Origin of the sequence: Coprococcus aceti, assembly GCF_025567285.1 — a bacterium.
Classification (GTDB): domain Bacteria; phylum Bacillota; class Clostridia; order Lachnospirales; family Lachnospiraceae; genus Coprococcus; species Coprococcus aceti.
Window position 1 is genome coordinate 1 of sequence record NZ_JAOQJT010000002.1, and the last position, 17,514, is coordinate 17,514.

Below are 17,514 nucleotides of genomic sequence, written 5' to 3' on the forward strand. Positions count from 1 at the left end.
TCAACACACATCATTTTAAACTCATAACTATAACGCATAAAAATACCCTCCTTACTGGTTGTCCAGTAAAGAGGGTACATATCAGAATTAAATAGACGTTTTACTTTTTTTGATTTTGAATCGGAAGATAAAATAAAATATGATAAAGAACTTTTTTATAATATTAAAGGTTATGTTGCTAGAGCTTATGATAATAATTTGAAATCGGAGATAAAAGCATTTTTATCGATGTTTAGGAGAGCAATTTGTTTGAATAAGCTAAGCTTTGATAAAGATGAAAAAATTGATTTAAAAAAGCATACTGTGGCATATATGTTGCAGTTGGCTTGTTTGGAACCTATATTTGCATCACGTTGCTATAGGGTTATCATTGCGATATTGGAATTGATAGAAGATGGTGATGAAAAAGAAGAAATAATAAATTTAATCAAAACAAAAAATGACTTTATTAATGCAACTTATCATGATTCAATTTTGCAGATATGGCATTATTATGTAATAAGTAACTATGATCCTATGGTAAATATTGATGAATTAATAACAACCTTTGGATATGATGAAATAAATCCGATTATTTTAGCTAGTTTTGTTAAGAAAAATAGTTCGGATAATAAAGCAATATTTGGCTATATTAAAAGAAAATATTCTGAAGTAGTAAATAAAGATGGAGAGGAGGCATATTGGATGAAAAGTATAATGTTTTCAAAGTGGTGGTTACCAGTGCTCGTCATACATTTAAAAGATGAAAAGGATTATTTTAAATTTTATCAGAGTAATAATTTTAATATAATTTATAAGGAAATGAAAATAGATAATTAAGAAGATATAAGGGTATATGTTGATAATATTGAGGGATTTGTTAAATTTCATTAGAAGAGGTTTGATTAATATGGTCTGAACTTAGAAGATTTTATATCTCCGATGATTGAGGGAAAGGCATCAAATCATAAGTCAAGAAATGTAATAATCTGAAAAAAGTTTGCAATTTTATAAAAAAAGTGCTTGCATTCTGCATTCGTTTCTGTTATATTAAACAGGTCGCAAGCGAAGCGGCAGGATACAAGCACTTATGGTTCGTTGGTCAAGCGGCTAAGACGTCGCCCTCTCACGGCGAAAACAGGGGTTCGATTCCCCTACGAACTGCTAGAATCGAAAGATTCAATAATTAAATAACAAGACTTATGGTTCGTTGGTCAAGCGGCTAAGACGTCGCCCTCTCACGGCGAAAACAGGGGTTCGATTCCCCTACGAACTGCTAAAAGCTGAAATCATTATGATTTCAGCTTTTTATGTTTTAAGTAATAGGTTGTTAAAATGCAGGAAGCTCTAGGCAATCTCCAGTTCAATGAATAGAAATTATATATAAATCTACACATTCTCCGCAATCTTCGTAACTCCCACATATATCTGTGAAATTTTATACCACGTTTTATAGTCGGTGACTCCGGTAACCGGAAGATTGAATATCTGCTGGAACTTTCTCACAGCATCAGCGGTGTTCTGACCATATACGCCGTCGACGGTTACGGTACCGATGGCAGGATAGTTGAGTGAGATCCTGGCGAGCTGTCTCTGGAGCTGTGAGACCTTGTCGCCGCTTGAACCGATGGTCAGCTCGTAGCCCGGATAAGAAGAAGGTATACCGGATATAGTCTCCGAGGTGTTGATGTATATTGTATCCCCGTAATAGTATCTGAGAATCTGGATGGCGGTAAGACCGTCGTCTGCCAGGGATTTTGACCCCCACTGTGTCATCCAGCCAGGACAGGATACACGTCTGCCGTCGCAGTATTGGGTGAACAGTGGCTGTGTAACGTTGGGCTTTGAGAGATAGTTGGCGAACATCTCATCGACGATCTGGGAGACATTTTCAAATATGGTTGCATTGTAGACCCACTTCTGGTCGAACGCGGTATTGCTCGTGATAGTAAAGTCGTATCCTTTTCCCCTGTACCACTCGGTATAGACCCTATTAAGGGTAAATGACTGTATCGCCAGTACATTTGCACGGATGGCTGCATCAGGCCAGGTGGAATATATCTCGTTGCAGGCAACATTCTTTATGTAATCCTTATATGGAACATAGTAGTCTCTGGCGGTGGAGTCCGCCGGGGCGCCGTCATGGACAACTATGGTCTCAGGTACAACGACGCGGCTCAACACTATGCCGCCTGATGGATTCACCGGCTTTATCATGTCCTCGGCGATCTTGGGTGGATACTGCTCCCAGAGGGTGTGGGCGTCGAGAACGGTAGGGTTCGTATCGCTTCCATCGGATGGTGTCAGCTCTATGTTCTGGATCCCGTTCTCACCGGAGAATATCTGAACCCCGGAGATGAAGCGCTCGTTGTATCCGGGAGCGTTCACAAGCACGTTGTATTCCGAGTATGGCTGGTTTTCGCCAGGCTCCAGACTGTAGGCGACATCGGGGGCGGGAAGCTCTTCGTCGATGACGATACCATTTTCATCGGTGACAAATTCCTCTGAGGTGGAATCGGGCATTCCCGTAGGGCTTATGTATACGGAAGCACCCTCGACGGGAAAGAAATTGTTGTTCGTTATCTGAATTTTTAGTGAGCCAACGTTATTTGTAATTGCCATTTCTTAATTCCTCATTTATAATTTGCTGTGAAAGTTTTTTAAGCAGCTTTCACAGTAAGTATATGACTAGATTTATAGAATATTCGGAGGAGATAAGATATGGCATACTTTCCAATGTACATCGATCTTGAGGGCAAGAAAGTAATAGTTGTAGGTGGAGGTAAGGCAGCACTTAGAAAGATCAATTCGCTGCTGTATTTCGGAGCGAAGATAGCGGTCATTGCGCCAAAGGTGTGCGATGATATAAAAGCGATAAAGGGAATAAATGTACATGAGAGCAACGTGGCACTTGACATACTGCAGAATGCAGACATTGTTGTGGCGGCAACCAGGCGCCCGGAGATCAATGCCAAGATAGGTACATATTGTAATGACAGGGGCATCATGGTAAATGTGGCTGATAACAAGGAGCTCAGCAGCTTCCTGTTTCCAGGCGTTATCGTCCGCGGAGATCTTGTGGTGGGAGTCACAACAGGCGGCAACAGCCAGGCGGTATCCAAGCAGATCAGGAATATGATAGACAGGATGCTTCCAGAGGAGTACGAGGCGCTCACAAGAAAGATGGGAGCGTACACAGAGCTTGCAAATGTCAACATCAAGAGCACGGCACTTAGGGAGGAAGCACTGGATGAACTCGTCAAGGTTGCACTGTCCAACAAATGCGTTCTTGACGACAAGAAGGCGAACAAGGTGCTTGACAAATATTACCGTGAGGACGCAGCCAGAAGAAACGCATAAATATTTGTTAATATTTGTACTTGAATTATTTGATAATTATGATACAATAAGTGAGATTGTTATAGATTACAGCATGAGAGTGGGCCTTGGCCCACTCTCAATTGTTGTGGGGATAATATTTTACAGAAAGGTGGTCGTATTTACGAAGAGAGCGGATATTGAAGCAAAGACGGAGGCACTTGTGATGCCGATCATTGAGGCGAACAATCTGGAGCTTGTTGATGTGGAGTACGTCAAGGAAGGCAGTGATTATTACCTCAGAGTGTATGCGGACAAGGAAGGTGGCATCACGATCGGTGATTGCGAGATAGTGAACAGAGCACTTGGAGACCTGCTTGACCAGGATGATTATATAGGAGATGCCTATATACTGGAGGTCAGCTCACCGGGGCTTACGAGACCACTGAAGAAAGAGAAGGATTTCAAGAGAAGCATAGGTAAGGTCGTGGAGATCAAGACATTTGCCAAGGTGAATGGTGCAAAGGAATTCGAGGGTGTGCTCAAGGCATATGATGAGAATACAGTTACCATTGAGCTTGAGGATGAGACAGAGATAACGATAACGAGAAAAGATATTTCCATGATACGATTAGCATTTATATATTAGGAGGATAAAAAGGTGTCAGAGATCATTGAAGCATTGAATCAGCTTGAGAAGGAGAGAAACATTAGCAAGGATGTTCTGCTTGAGGCTATAGAGAGATCACTCAAGACAGCCTGCAAGAAGGATTTCAATACAGACGAGAACATTACAGTTTCACTGGACAGAGAGACTGGTGAGTGCCATGTATATGCAGCCAAAGAGGTTGTTGAGGAAGTTGAGAATCCTGCATGCCAGATAACACTGGAGCAGGCCAAGATGATAAGCAGCAAGTACGAGATAGGTGATACAGTAAATATAGAGATCACAACCAAGAACTTTGGAAGAATCGCAGCACAGCGTGCGAGAAATGTCATCGTTCAGGCGATCAACGAGAACGAGAGAGCAGCTATATACGATCACTTCCATATGAAGGAGAAGGATATCGTAACAGGAATCGTTCAGAGACAGGTTGGAGACAGCGTGAATGTGAGCCTTGATGACAAGACAGAGGCACTCTTAAAGCCGTCAGAGATGATCGAGGGAGAGAGATACGAGAGAGGCGACAGAATAAAGCTTTATATCACAGAGGTCAAGAAGACAAACAGAGGACCAAGGATCACTGTATCAAGAACTCATCCAGAGCTCGTCAAGAGACTTTTTGAGAAGGAAGTAACAGAGATCGCAGACGGAACAGTTGAGATCAAGAGCTTCTGCAGAGAGGCAGGATCAAGATCTAAGATCGCAGTATGGTCAAACGATGAGAACGTCGATGCAGTTGGAGCATGCGTAGGAATCAATGGTGACAGAGTAAATGCTGTCGTTGCAGATCTGAACGGTGAAAAGATCGACATCATTCCTTGGAGTGAGAACCCTGCTGAGTTTATTTACAATGCGCTCAGTCCTTCAGATGTTGAGGACGTATCAGTTGATCTTGATGAGAAGACAGCATTTGTCGTAGTACCTGATACACAGCTTTCACTTGCAATCGGTAAGAAGGGTCAGAATGCCCGCCTTGCAGCCAAGCTGACAGGATACAAGATCGATATTAAGAGCCATTCAAAGGCCGAGGAGATGGGTTACTTTGATGAGCAGCCAGAGGATGAGAACTTTGATCCTTATAACGAAGATGAATATTATGATGAAGTAAGCGAAGATAAAGATGCCGATGCTGCTTCATTTGACATAGATGAAACAGTAGACACAAACGACGAAGAGTAATCATTTGCATTGATGTAGTGGCACATGATAGAGAATAGGGAGTGATGAGATGGCAAAGAAGGTACCTCTGAGGCAATGCCTTGGATGCCGTGAGATGATGCCGAAGAGTGAGCTGATAAGGATAGTCCGAAGCAATGACGGGCAGTTCGCAGTTGATGCAACCGGCAAGCTCAACGGAAGAGGCGCTTATATATGCAAGAGATCCGAGTGCCTTAAGAAGGCGGTTGGAAGCAAAGCACTTGAGAAGGCTTTCAAGGTCAGCATACCTGCTGAGGTGTATGAACAATTAGACAAGGAGCTGCGTGACATTGAAGAATAACAAGATCTACTCGTTAATTTCTCTGTGTGCCAGAGCCAGAAGGCTGTGCAGTGGCAATTTCTCAGTAGAGAAAGCAGTTAAGAATCAGAGCGCGTACGTGGTCATTGTGGCGAAGGACGCCTCTGACAATACGAAGAAACTTTTCGACCAGAAATGTAATTATTATGGGATTCCTTATTATGAGTACGGGACAAAGGATGAGCTTGGCAAGTACAGTGGCAATGAGATGAGAACATCCATTGCGATACTTGACGAGGGATTCGGGAATCAGATCATAAAGTACATGAATGTAAATGAAAACATGGAGGTGTAACATTTGGCTAAAATCAGAGTACACGAATTATCAAAACAGTTAAACATTTCAAATAAAGATATCATAGATACACTTGGCGCAAAGGGAATAGAGATCAAGAGTCATATGTCCAATCTGGACGATTCGATGGTTGGAATAATTAAAGCTAAGTTTGGAGCAAAGACTGCGCCAAAGGCCGAGGCTCCAAAGGCTGAGACCCCAAAGCCTGCAACACCAAAGCAGGAGGCTCCAAAGGCAGCGCCTAAGACAGAGCAGCCAAAGCCTGAGACAGCAAAGCCTGCTGCAGCGCCAAAGGCGGACGCGCAGAAGCAGAATCCTTCAAGGGATGACAATTCAGCAGCCAGACAGGGTTCTGGCAATCATGTAAGATTTGCCAGGGAGGACAGAAACGGCGGCAAGATGAATAACAACGGTAACAGAGTCAGATTTAACAACGACAGACAGGGCGGTTCAGACAGAGCCAGATTCAGCAACGACAGGAACCAGGGCGACAGAAATCAGGGTGACAGACCAAGATTCGGCAGAGATGGCCAGGGCGACAGAAATCAGAGTGACAGACCAAGAGTAGGCAGAGACGGTCAGGGCGACAGACCAAGGTTTAACAGAGATGGCGACAGAAACCAGGGTGACAGACCAAGATTTAACAGAGACGGCCAGAATGACAGACCAAGGTTTAACAGAGATGGTGATAGAAACCAGGGTGACAGACCAAGATTTAACAGGGACGGCCAGGGTGACAGACCAAGGTTTAACAGAGACGGAGACAGAAACCAGGGTGGCGGACGCTTCGGCAATGGCGATAGAAACCAGGGCGGAAGAGGCTTTAACAGAGATGGTGGCAACCGTTTCAGCAACCGTATCAATATGCCATTTGGCAAGGATGACGAGGATGACAGCCCAGCTCAGAAGAGAGCACCATTCAAGAGAGACCGCAAGGACTTCGATGCGAAGGAGATGCCGGGTAAGGATTTAAAGAGCCAGAACAGAGATAACTACAACAGAGATAAGAACAAGCCACGTAAGGGCAACAGAAGATCACCTGAGGAGGTCGAGGCTGATATCAGCAGACTTGCGAAGAATGTGAAGAACAAGCCACAGAAGAAGCAGCAGGCACCACAGGAGGATCCGGATGCAATCAGAACCATCACACTTCCTGAGGTTGTAACACTCAAGGAGCTGGCTGATGCGGTAAAGACTCCTGTAACAGCACTTATCAAGAAGTTGTTCCTCGCAGGTAAGATGGTCAATGTGAACTCAGAGCTTCCATTTGACGAGGCTTCAGAGATCGCACTTGAGTACAACTGTATAGCTGAGGAAGAGGAGAAGGTAGATGTGATCGAGGAACTCCTGAAGGAGGACGAAGAGGACGAGAAGGACATGGTTCCAAGACCTCCAGTAGTCTGCGTTATGGGACACGTTGATCACGGTAAGACATCACTCCTTGATGCGATCAGACAGACAAAGGTAACATCAGGTGAGGCTGGTGGAATCACACAGGCCATCGGTGCATCAGTTGTCGATGTAAATGGCCAGACTATAACATTCCTTGATACTCCTGGACATGAGGCGTTCACAGCAATGCGTATGCGTGGTGCACAGAGTACAGATATCGCTATCCTTGTTGTAGCTGCCGATGATGGAGTAATGCCACAGACTATCGAGGCTATCAACCATGCAAAGGCTGCCGGGATTGAGATCATAGTAGCGATCAACAAGATCGATAAGGAAAGTGCAAATATAGAGAGAGTTAAGCAGGAGCTTACAGAGTATGAGCTTATCCCAGAGGATTGGGGTGGTTCAACAATATTCTGTCCTGTATCTGCACATACTAAGGAAGGTATTGACAATCTCCTTGAGATGATCCTCCTCACAGCGGATGTGCTTGAACTTAAGGCAAATCCTAACAGAAAGGCAAGAGGTATCGTCATCGAGGCTGAGCTTGACAAGGGACGTGGACCTGTTGCAACAATGCTTGTACAGAAGGGAACACTCCATGTTGGAGATTACATCGCTGTCGGAGCGTCACATGGTAAGGTACGTGCCATGACCAACTCAAGAGGTGAGAGAGTTACAGAGGCTCTTCCATCAACACCTGTACAGATCCAGGGTCTCAACACAGTTCCTGATGCAGGCGAGATATTCATGGCAGTTGACAATGAGAAGGAAGCAAGAACCATATCAGAGACATATATCTCGCAGGGTAAGGAGAAGCTTCTTGCAGATACAAAGCAGAGAATGTCACTTGACGATCTGTACAGCCAGATCCAGGCCGGCAACCTCAAGGAGCTCAAGATCATCATCAAGGCAGATGTACAGGGTTCAGTTGAGGCCGTTAAGCAGAGTCTCTTAAAACTCTCAAATGACGAGGTCGTTATCAAGTGCATACATGCAGGTGTAGGTGCTATCAACGAGTCAGATATAATTCTTGCATCAGCATCAAATGCCATCGTAATCGGTTTCAATATCAGACCGGATGCGAGAGCAAAGGATATGGCTGACAGCGAGGGGGTAGATGTTCGTCTGTACAGAGTCATTTACAATGCAATAGAGGATATTGATTCAGCAATGAAGGGTATGCTTGATCCTATATATGAGGAGAAGGTCATCGGACACGCAGAGATCAGACAGACATACAAGGCTTCTGGTATCGGTGTCATTGCCGGTTCATATGTTCTCGACGGAACAATCAACAGAAACTGCAGCGTAAGGATTACCAGAGAGGGCAATCTTATATTTGAAGGAAAGCTTGCTTCACTCAAGAGATTCAAGGATGATGTCAAGGAAGTTAAGTCCGGCTTTGAGTGTGGTATGGTATTCGAGAACTTCCAGGACGTTGCAGAGGAAGATCAGATAGAGGCATACGAGATGGTAGAGGTGCCTAGAAAGTAGTAATAGATATGAGAAAAAACAGTGTAAAGAATAACAGGATCAACGGTGAGGTCCAGAGAGAACTCAGCAGGATCATCAGCCGTGAGATCAAGGATCCAAGAATATCACCTATGACTTCGGTCGTTGATGTGGTTGTCACACCTGATCTCAAGTTCTGCAAGGCATATATCAGTGTCCTGGGTGACCAGGATGCTGTTGATTCCACATTTGCAGGGTTGAACAGCGCAATGGGATATATCAGAAGAGAGCTTGCTCATTCTGTAAATCTGCGCAATACACCGGAGATAACATTTATCATGGACCAGTCCATAGAGTATGGTGTCAGTATGTCCCACAAGATAGATGAGGCTCTCGGAAAGCATGGCGATGCTGACGAGAGTACAGATGAAAACTCAGAGAGTGAAGATGAGTTTGAAGAGTAGGATATAATATGAGAATTTAAAAGGAGGTATATCATGAACGATCTTATAAGGGAGATAGAGAACGCAGACAGCATAGCCATAACAGGACATATTAATCCTGATGGTGACTGTATAGGTTCAACACTTGGAATGTATAACTATATTACAAGCAATTACCCTGACAAGAGGGTTCAGGTATATCTTCAGGAATTCCCAGATGTATTTATGTTCCTGAATGGTGCATCTACTGTAAAACATGAGGCAGATGACGAGACCTATGATCTGTTTATGTCGCTTGACTGCGGAGATATGGACAGATTCACACCATTTGTCAGATATTATGAGACTGCGAAGAGAACTCTTTGCATAGACCACCATGTGTCTAACAAAGGCTTTGGTGATGTGTGCTATGTGGAAAGTGATGCATGCTCCGCTGCGGAGGCTATATTCAAGCTCCTGGATGAGAAAAAGATCAACCAGCAGTGCGCAGAGTGTCTGTATACCGGTATAGTCCACGACACAGGAGTGTTTAAGCACAGCAATACCACCAGAGAGTCCATGACCATAGCGGGAATCCTGATAGAGAAGGGAGCGAGACCAAGCTTTGTCATAGATGAGACATTTTACAAGAAGACGCTCACACAGAATAAGCTTCTGGGCTATGCGCTTCTCAACATGAAGCAGTTTGCAGATGGAAAGATAACCCATACACTTCTGACAAAGGAGGACTTTGACAGATTTGGTGCCAGCAAGATGGATACGGATGGAATCGTGGATCAGCTCAGACTGACATCAGGTACTGAGGTTGCTTTCTTCATGTATCAGGCTGGTGAGGATAATTACAAGATATCCCTCAGGGCAAATGATATCGTGAACGTGAGTGAGATCGCGTGCAGCCACGGCGGTGGCGGCCATGTGAAGGCTGCGGGATGCAATATGTCAGGTGATCCGGAAAAGATAGTTGCGGAGATAGTTGCGGATATAGAGAAACAGCTTGGCTGATAAATTGCAGAAAAGATGTGATCTGGAACAGGTACTGATACAGCGGACTGATGTAAAAGACTTTGGATTGGATTTGAAATAGTTATGATAGATGGATTTATCAATATATATAAGGAGCAGGGGTTCACGTCATTTGATGTGGTGGCAAAGCTCCGTGGTATATTAAAACAGAAAAAGATAGGTCATACCGGAACTCTCGATCCCATGGCGGAGGGAGTTCTTCTTGTGTGTCTGGGAAGTGCTACGAAGATGTGCGATCTGCTCACTGAGAAGAACAAGACATACACATGTACCATGCTTCTCGGAAAGACCAGCGACACCGAAGATGTGACAGGAGTCATGACAGACGTGACAGATGTATATCCTGATGAGAAGACAGTCAGGGCTGCGGTGATGAGTTTTGTAGGCGATTACATGCAGATCCCGCCTATGTATTCAGCCATCAAGGTGAATGGTAAGAAGCTCTATGAACTGGCAAGAGCCGGACAGGTCATTGAGAGGGATCCGAGACCGGTCACGATACATGGGATTACTTTACAGTCAGTAGAACTCCCGAGAGTGACATTTGATGTGAGCTGTTCCAAGGGAACATACATCAGAAGCCTGTGCAGGGATATAGGAGAAAAGCTTGGCTGCGGTGCGGTGATGGAGAAGCTTGTCAGAACCGAGGTGAAGGGCTTTACTATAGAAGAAAGTCTGACGCTTGATGAGGTGGAGAAGGCAAGGGATGACGGGACACTCATGCAGCATGTGCTCACAACAGACAAGCTTATGCCGGATATTCCAGAACTCCATATATCAGCAAAGGGTGAGAAACTTCTTGCAAATGGAAATAAGCTCAGTGCGGATGCATTTGCCGAGAATAAGATACACAGGGATACCTATGTCAAGGTGTTCGATGAGAATGGAAGATTTGCGGCACTGTATGAATACAGCGATGAGAAGAGGCAGTATGTGCCGTTCAAGATGTTTCCGGTGAGCAATTAAGGACAGACAGTTATGATTCATATAAAGGACACGAAGAAGGTAAAACTGAATAGCACAGAGCGCACGGCGGTTGCCCTGGGCAAGTTTGATGGTATCCATCAGGGACACATGCTGTTGATAGAGCAGGTGTTGAAGCTTCAGAGACAGGGATATATGGGCGTTGTGTTCACATTTGACATGAGGGAGAATCATGTGTTTGATGTGAGCAATATGAAGACCATATACACATCTGACGAGAAGGCACAGGTGGTATCGGATACCGGAGTTGACGTCCTGGTTGAATATCCGTTTGACGATGCATTTGCGGCTACAGAGCCGAAGGCGTTCATCAGAGATGTTTTGGTGGACATGATGCGGGCCGGATATGTCGTGGTTGGAAGCGATTACAGATTCGGCAGAGACAGAAAGGGCGATGTGGATACCCTCAGAAGCTATGCGGACGAGTATGGATATAAGGTCATAGTCATAGACAAGCTGGAACAGGATGACGAGGTGGTCAGCTCAACTGTCATCAGGAAGAATATTTCTGAGGGAGATGTGAGGTCGGTCATTCCGATGCTCGGCAGACCGTACAGTATGACAGGTGAAGTGGTGTCCGGTAAACAGCTTGGAAGGACAATAGGAATACCGACTGCGAATATGCTGCCGGAGGAGCGCAAGCTGTACCCGCCGGCTGGTGTGTATGCTTCAAGGATCAGTATAATCCGGGGGAAGCATACGGGACATGAGGATCCTTTCAGAGTCTATATGGGAATCACCAACATAGGAGACAATCCTACAGTCAACGACAAGGGAAATATCACCATAGAGACGAATATCTTCGACTTTGACAGGAACATATATGGACAGGTCATCAAGGTGGAGCTTATCGAGCAGATCCGAGGTGAGAAGAAATTTGGAAGCCTGGATGAGCTCAAGGCCCAGATGGCAAATGACATAGAAACTTCAAAAAGAATACTTGCTAATAAAGTATTGGTAAAATAGCACAGAAAACATTGGTAATTATGCGCATAAATAATGACGGATTATTGGGTCGCATGAAGATGTTTTCTGTGCTATATTTTTAATAATAGGGTATTTTTTAGGAGGAAAAAGGAAGTACAAGGAGGAAAAGTAAAATGAGAAAGAAAGCAGCGAGCAGGATCCTGGCATATGTTCTCACCTTATGCATGATCATCGGCAGTATAACCTGGCCGGAGATCACAGCTAAGGCGGAGAGCATCACGCTGGATCTGAAACCGGACACCGGCTGGAAGACGGTGACTGCAAAGTCGGATACTTATAGTAAGAAGCCTAAGGCAGAGATGAGGTTTTCTCCACCGAGTGAACTCGGCTCTATGAAAGCGATTGCTGATGCCGGGTATAAGACACTCAAGATCACATATGCGGTGGAGGATTTCACTGAACTAAGTGGGGAAAGTTCAGGAGTTATGCCATTTGTATCATATGGGCCATCGTGGTCCAATAATGATGTATGGATTAATCTGGAAAAAGCCGGACAGTTTGAGGCTACACTTGATCTGGCATCGATCAATACTACCAGCACAGAGAGCGTGGCATTTGGTATACAGATTGCAAATCTCCAGGAGAACAGCACGATCAAATTCAGGATCGTGTCAGCGGTGCTCTCAGGAACAAAGAGCACCTCGGGCGGTTCGTCAGGGGAGTCAGGCGGTTCAGGCGACAGCGGATCAGGCAGTGCAGATCTTGATTCAATTGGAAACACAAGTTCAAGCGTAACTGCAAGCCTTGCCGATGGAGATGGAACAGCCAAGGGAGATGGCTACTACGAGACAGAGATAACGATAAATAACAAGAGCAATTCATACATAGCTGACTGGATAGCGGTAGCTGATGTGAATGGTTCGGTAACTGCAGTTAAGGATTACAGCAGCTGGTCAGCTATCAAGGGTGTATTCAGTGATGGAAAGCTGTACATATATCCAAACACATCCAAGAAGTCAGGTGCAGTAAATGCCGGTTCGAGCGTGAGATATTCAAAGCTTGGCTACACAGGTACGGCAAACGGTGTGTCTATAACAGGTGTCAAGGTGTACTACAGCTCACAGTCAGGTGCATTTGACTCATTTATCGGTTCGCTTTCATCATCATCTGGCGGAGCCGGGGACAACACAGGTGAGATCAATACGGATGTTGAGTACAATTATGCAAAGCTTCTTCAGGAGTCACTGTATCTTTATGATGCGAATATGTGCGGAAGTGATGTATCTGCAAAGAGTGAGTTCTCTTGGAGATCAAACTGTCATACTGAGGATGCAAAAACAACATATAATGGAAAGACTGTGGATGTCAGCGGTGGATACCATGATGCGGGAGATCATGCCAAGTTTGGTCTGCCACAGGCATATTCGGCTACAGTTCTAGGACTTGCGCACATGGAGTTTGCTGAGGCATTTGCGGATACTGCTACAGAGGCACACTACAAGAGGATCATGGACAGATTCGTTGATTATTTCAAGAGATGCACAGTCCTTGGAAGCGATGGTTCGGTTCAGGCTTTCTGTTATCAGGTCGGTGATGGAAATGTAGATCATGGATACTGGGGAGCTCCGGAAAAGCAGTCATCAAGAAGTGGACAGGCAACATTCACATCTGATTCGGATACGTGTACAGATATCGTTTCAGAGACAGCGGCGGCACTTGCGGCATATTATATAAATTACAAGGATAAGAAAGCGCTTTCCTATGCGGAGAAGCTTTTCACATATGCGGATACTAAGGCTAAGAAGAACAGCTCGGGTCCGGCATCAGGTTTCTATAACTCAGATTCATGGGAAGATGACTATGCCCTTGCGGCGGCTCTTCTGTACAAGGCTACAGGAAAATCAGCATATGCAACAAAATACAATAATGTATATGGTGGCAGAACAAATCCTAACTGGGCTCTTTGCTGGAATAACGTGGCTCAGGCGGCTCTGCTCTACAGTCCTAATTCATCCAAGAAGAGCGTGTTCGTGGAGAACCAGTCAGGACTTATAGCAAGCAAGACACAGTCAGGAGATAACAATTTCTGCCTGATAGACAGCTGGGGATCGGCGAGATATAACACTGCTCATCAGATGACAGGTCTTCTGTATGATACTATATATGGAAAGAATGATTATTCATCATGGGCAAATGGTCAGATGAAGTACATACTTGGCAACAATGCAGGTTCAAAGTGTTTTGTTGTCGGTTACAACAAGTATTCATCAAAGTACCCTCATCACAGAGCCTCAAGCGGATATCAGGGTTCTGTAACTGGAAATGCATATACAAAGCAGGCACATGTACTAGTCGGCGCTTTGGTTGGCGGTCCGGCGGGTTCGAGTACATCCTATGTAGATAGCTCAGAAGATTATAACCAGAACGAGGTTGCACTGGACTATAATGCAAGCCTTGTGGGTGCAGCAGCTGGACTTTATCTGTATGTAAAGAACAGCGGAACAGATGAGGAGAAGGCAGCACAGAAGGTAGTTCCAAAGAGCGAGGTGTCGTCAGAGCTTAGGACGATAAGCGGTGAATCTGGTGGAGGCATGACAACAGAGGACGATACGAAGGATCCTTCAACTGGCTCAACTGGCTCAACCGGATCAACCGGATCAACAACGGGTTCAACGTCTGAGAAAGACACAGAGGCTCCGTCAGAGACACCAGCCGTAAAGGTTACAGGAATCTCATTTGACAAGACATACATAACACTTAATGTGGGTGACAGTGATGAGATCAAGGCAACGATAACACCTGCTGATGCAAAAGATACATCCCTTGTGTGGTCAAGTTCAGATAAGGCTAAGGTATCCGTACAGAATGGCAAGATTACAGCCCTCGCAGCCGGAACGGCAACCATCACAGCTACGGCTAAGGATGGCTCGGAAATAAAATCGGAGTGTGTTGTCAAGGTACTCACTCCTGGAAAGCTGTCATGTAGCAGTGATGCCAAGGCATGGACAGATCTCGTATATGGCTATACAAATGCGAATCATGCAGCTATTGAACTGTCAAACTCCGGGGAGACAACCCTTACAGATGTAAAGGCTGAGCTTAAGGATGGAACGGCATTCCAGATCGTTTCATCACCAGCAGGGCAGATTTCTGCAGGAAATAAAACAACAGTGTCGGTGAAACCGGTAAATGGTCTTGGCGCCGGAATCTACAGTGATACACTGGTTATATCAACAGCAAATGGCTCAGCGAACGTAACACTCAAGGCGACAGTGGCAAAGGGAGAAAATACCGCTGTTGTTACTTTGACAAAGAATTCAGTAACATCTTATTCGGTGACCGTCAGCGGCAAGGTGTCAGGAGCAGTAGGTGAGATCGAGTATGCAATATCCAGTGAGAAGGATGTTGATGCATCAAAGCTTACGTGGCAGAATGGTGCTCAGTTTACCGGACTCAAGGAATTTACTACATATTATGTACATGGCAGGGTAAAAGAAACTGCAAATGTCAAGTCTGGTCAGATCAGCCAGGCACTTGAGGTGACTACACCTTTATCAGATCCTTTCGTAATTGACATCGGAAGACTGAATGACAGCAGATATGTTGGAGCATTCACAGACAGTGAGGAAAATCCAACTGTAAAGGTATCACAGTCTGGTGGAATCATATCAGTTTCATTTACCGAGAATAAGGATTACACGATCACAGGAAATGGTGAGGATGTAATTGTTGATACCGGAAATGCAAGTGGAATAACCGTGGACAATGCTACTGTAAAGAAGATCACGGTTCGTCCGGGCAATTCTGGAACATTTGTCATAAAGGTAAGCGTAGAAAATAAGATTGCTGATGGTATAACATGTGTAAGCGATAACAGTAACGCAGCGGATGTAAAGGTATCTGGAAAGGATACATCTTCCAAGATATCAACGGCGACACCGGGTGCGGCTGCGATCAAGGCAGATGGAAATATCGAGATAGACAATATACAGATAAAGTCCGACGGCAAGGGAATTGAATCTGCAGGAACGGTGAAGATAGCTGGAGGAAGCAACAGCATAGATTCCGTATCTTCTGCAATATCGGCATCGGATGTGGAGATCACCGGAGGCTCTGTTGATGCAAAGTCATCAGGACTTGGCGATGGGGAGTCGGTAATCTCAGCAGACAATTCTATCAAACTGGTTGGTGGAAGTGTTACGGCGGATGCATCCGGATCAGTCGGTGGAAATTCATTTGGCGTAAAGTCAGATGATGGAACGATCATTGTTGATGGCGATGTGTCAATAGGTGGAGCTCCAACTTATTCCAAGGATCCGGTAGACAGCAAGGGTGACAGTGTAACCATGGTAAAGGTTGTGTTCACAGATGAGAATGGCAACCAGTTGTATGCGTCATCTGTAAACAAGGGATCAACTCTTGATCTGTCGAAAATAAATATCACCATGTCTGATGGTACTGATTACAAGACATCGAGGGATGGATATGTGCTGGCATGGCAGGATGAAGCCGGAACAAGCTATAATGCTGATTCTGTGTACGGCGCTGTATCAGAGGATATAACATTTAAGGCTGTATGGATATGGATAGTTGTGGATATAAGCGTTGATGCAAATATTACATTTGCGGCAACTGGAAATGCTTCGTACAAGACTACATATACAGGTGCAGCGACAAGACCGGCCGTAAAGGTTGTATCACGTGGAAGAACACTTGATGCGGGAACTGACTATATAGTTTCATATAGCAGCAATACTAATGCTGGTACAGCAAAGGTAGTTGTCAAAGGTCAGGGCAGATATAAGGGCTCAAAGACTCTTACATTTGCAATAAACAAGCAGGCGATAAGTAAAGCCTCTGTGACAATCACAAAGTCGGCTGTATATACAGGCAAGGCTATAACACCAGCGGTGAAGGTTACCTGCGGTAAGCGGACACTCACAGCGGGCAAGGATTACAGAGTTGCATATTCGTCAAATAAAGACTTTGGCAAGGCAAAAGTTGTGATAATGGGAATCGGTAATTACAGTGGAACACAGACAAAGTATTTTGACATAACTGCGGCTGTGGGTAAGATCTATGCAAATGGAAATTACAAGTACAAGATCACAAATGCATCCCTGAATGGCAAGGGTACTGTAACTCTCGTGTCTGTTGTCAAGAAGACAAAGACAGTTGCTGTTCCTGATACGATAAAGCTTGGAGGTAGGACATTTAAGGTTACAGCCATAGGAAAAGCGGCGTTCAACAAGAATGTAAAGGTTACGAAGATTACTCTTGGCAGAAATGTTAAGACCATAGGCGCCAGGGCGTTCTATGGATGTAAGAAGCTCAGGACGGTTGTGATAAAGAATACACAGATGACAGGAAAAACTGTTGGAGCCAAGGCATTCAAGGGTACATATGCGAAGCTTACTGTAAAGGTGCCTGCAAAAAAGCTTAAGAGTTATAAAAAGATACTTTTGAACAGAGGAGTATCTAAGAAGGCAGTCATAAAGAAATAACAAAGGGCTTAATA

At 44.7% G+C, this 17,514-nt stretch carries 13 protein-coding genes and 2 tRNA genes; 14 read left to right on the forward strand and 1 reads right to left on the reverse strand.

What is annotated here, in order from left to right; translation table 11 throughout:
* The first annotated feature begins 249 nt into the window (after positions 1–249).
* The 3 genes from OCV54_RS02485 (at position 250) to OCV54_RS02495 (ending at position 1,255) form a co-directional block, all read left to right on the forward strand.
* Entirely contained in the window at positions 250–819 is a 570-nt protein-coding gene (locus OCV54_RS02485; RefSeq protein WP_055222490.1) for a hypothetical protein, read from the forward strand.
* Positions 820–1,071: 252 nt separating this feature from the next.
* Positions 1,072–1,143 (forward strand) — tRNA-Glu (locus tag OCV54_RS02490).
* Between the two features lie 40 nt (positions 1,144–1,183).
* Positions 1,184–1,255: transfer RNA gene (locus OCV54_RS02495), tRNA-Glu, on the forward strand.
* 113 nt (positions 1,256–1,368) lie between these two features.
* Here the strand turns inward: OCV54_RS02495 and OCV54_RS02500 are convergent.
* Positions 1,369–2,601, reverse strand: coding sequence for a peptidoglycan-binding domain-containing protein (locus OCV54_RS02500; RefSeq protein ID WP_055222491.1), 1,233 nt, complete (start codon positions 2,599–2,601; stop codon positions 1,369–1,371).
* 99 nt (positions 2,602–2,700) lie between these two features.
* Here OCV54_RS02500 and OCV54_RS02505 point away from each other — a divergent pair, with 99 nt between their 5' ends.
* From OCV54_RS02505 to OCV54_RS02555, 11 genes are all read left to right on the forward strand, one after another.
* Positions 2,701–3,339 (forward strand): precorrin-2 dehydrogenase/sirohydrochlorin ferrochelatase family protein, encoded by a 639-nt coding sequence (locus OCV54_RS02505; RefSeq protein ID WP_015534836.1) that lies wholly within the window; start codon positions 2,701–2,703, stop codon positions 3,337–3,339.
* Between the two features lie 184 nt (positions 3,340–3,523).
* Positions 3,524–3,946, forward strand: a complete 423-nt coding sequence (locus OCV54_RS02510; RefSeq protein ID WP_055144996.1) for a ribosome maturation factor RimP — start codon at positions 3,524–3,526, stop codon at positions 3,944–3,946.
* A 12-nt stretch (positions 3,947–3,958) separates the two neighbouring features.
* Positions 3,959–5,140 (forward strand): transcription termination factor NusA, encoded by a 1,182-nt coding sequence (nusA, locus tag OCV54_RS02515; RefSeq protein ID WP_055222492.1) that lies wholly within the window; start codon positions 3,959–3,961, stop codon positions 5,138–5,140.
* A 49-nt stretch (positions 5,141–5,189) separates the two neighbouring features.
* Positions 5,190–5,459, forward strand: coding sequence for an RNase P modulator RnpM (rnpM, locus tag OCV54_RS02520; RefSeq protein ID WP_015534837.1), 270 nt, complete (start codon positions 5,190–5,192; stop codon positions 5,457–5,459).
* Positions 5,443–5,772 carry a L7Ae/L30e/S12e/Gadd45 family ribosomal protein gene (locus OCV54_RS02525; RefSeq protein WP_082418050.1) on the forward strand — a complete coding sequence of 110 codons (330 nt, stop codon included), beginning with the start codon at positions 5,443–5,445 and terminating at the stop codon, positions 5,770–5,772. The genes rnpM and OCV54_RS02525 overlap by 17 nt, the downstream gene beginning before the upstream one ends.
* A 3-nt stretch (positions 5,773–5,775) precedes the next feature.
* On the forward strand, positions 5,776–8,661 hold the full coding sequence (gene infB, locus OCV54_RS02530; RefSeq protein WP_055222493.1) for a translation initiation factor IF-2: 2,886 nt from the start codon (positions 5,776–5,778) through the stop codon (positions 8,659–8,661).
* A gap of 8 nt (positions 8,662–8,669) precedes the next feature.
* Positions 8,670–9,083: a 30S ribosome-binding factor RbfA gene (rbfA, locus tag OCV54_RS02535; protein WP_015534838.1), complete on the forward strand. Its 414-nt coding sequence runs from the start codon at positions 8,670–8,672 to the stop codon at positions 9,081–9,083.
* A 33-nt stretch (positions 9,084–9,116) separates the two neighbouring features.
* The gene (locus OCV54_RS02540; protein WP_015534839.1) at positions 9,117–10,064 is read left to right on the forward strand and encodes a DHH family phosphoesterase; all 948 of its coding nucleotides are present in this window, start codon (positions 9,117–9,119) and stop codon (positions 10,062–10,064) included.
* Positions 10,065–10,148: 84 nt separating this feature from the next.
* Complete coding sequence (gene truB / locus OCV54_RS02545; RefSeq protein WP_055222494.1) at positions 10,149–11,051, forward strand: tRNA pseudouridine(55) synthase TruB; 903 nt, start codon at positions 10,149–10,151, stop codon at positions 11,049–11,051.
* A gap of 12 nt (positions 11,052–11,063) precedes the next feature.
* Positions 11,064–12,035, forward strand: coding sequence for a bifunctional riboflavin kinase/FAD synthetase (locus tag OCV54_RS02550; RefSeq protein ID WP_055222495.1), 972 nt, complete (start codon positions 11,064–11,066; stop codon positions 12,033–12,035).
* 134 nt (positions 12,036–12,169) lie between these two features.
* Positions 12,170–17,500, forward strand: coding sequence for a glycoside hydrolase family 9 protein (locus OCV54_RS02555; RefSeq protein ID WP_055222496.1), 5,331 nt, complete (start codon positions 12,170–12,172; stop codon positions 17,498–17,500).
* The last annotated feature ends 14 nt before the right edge of the window (positions 17,501–17,514 follow it).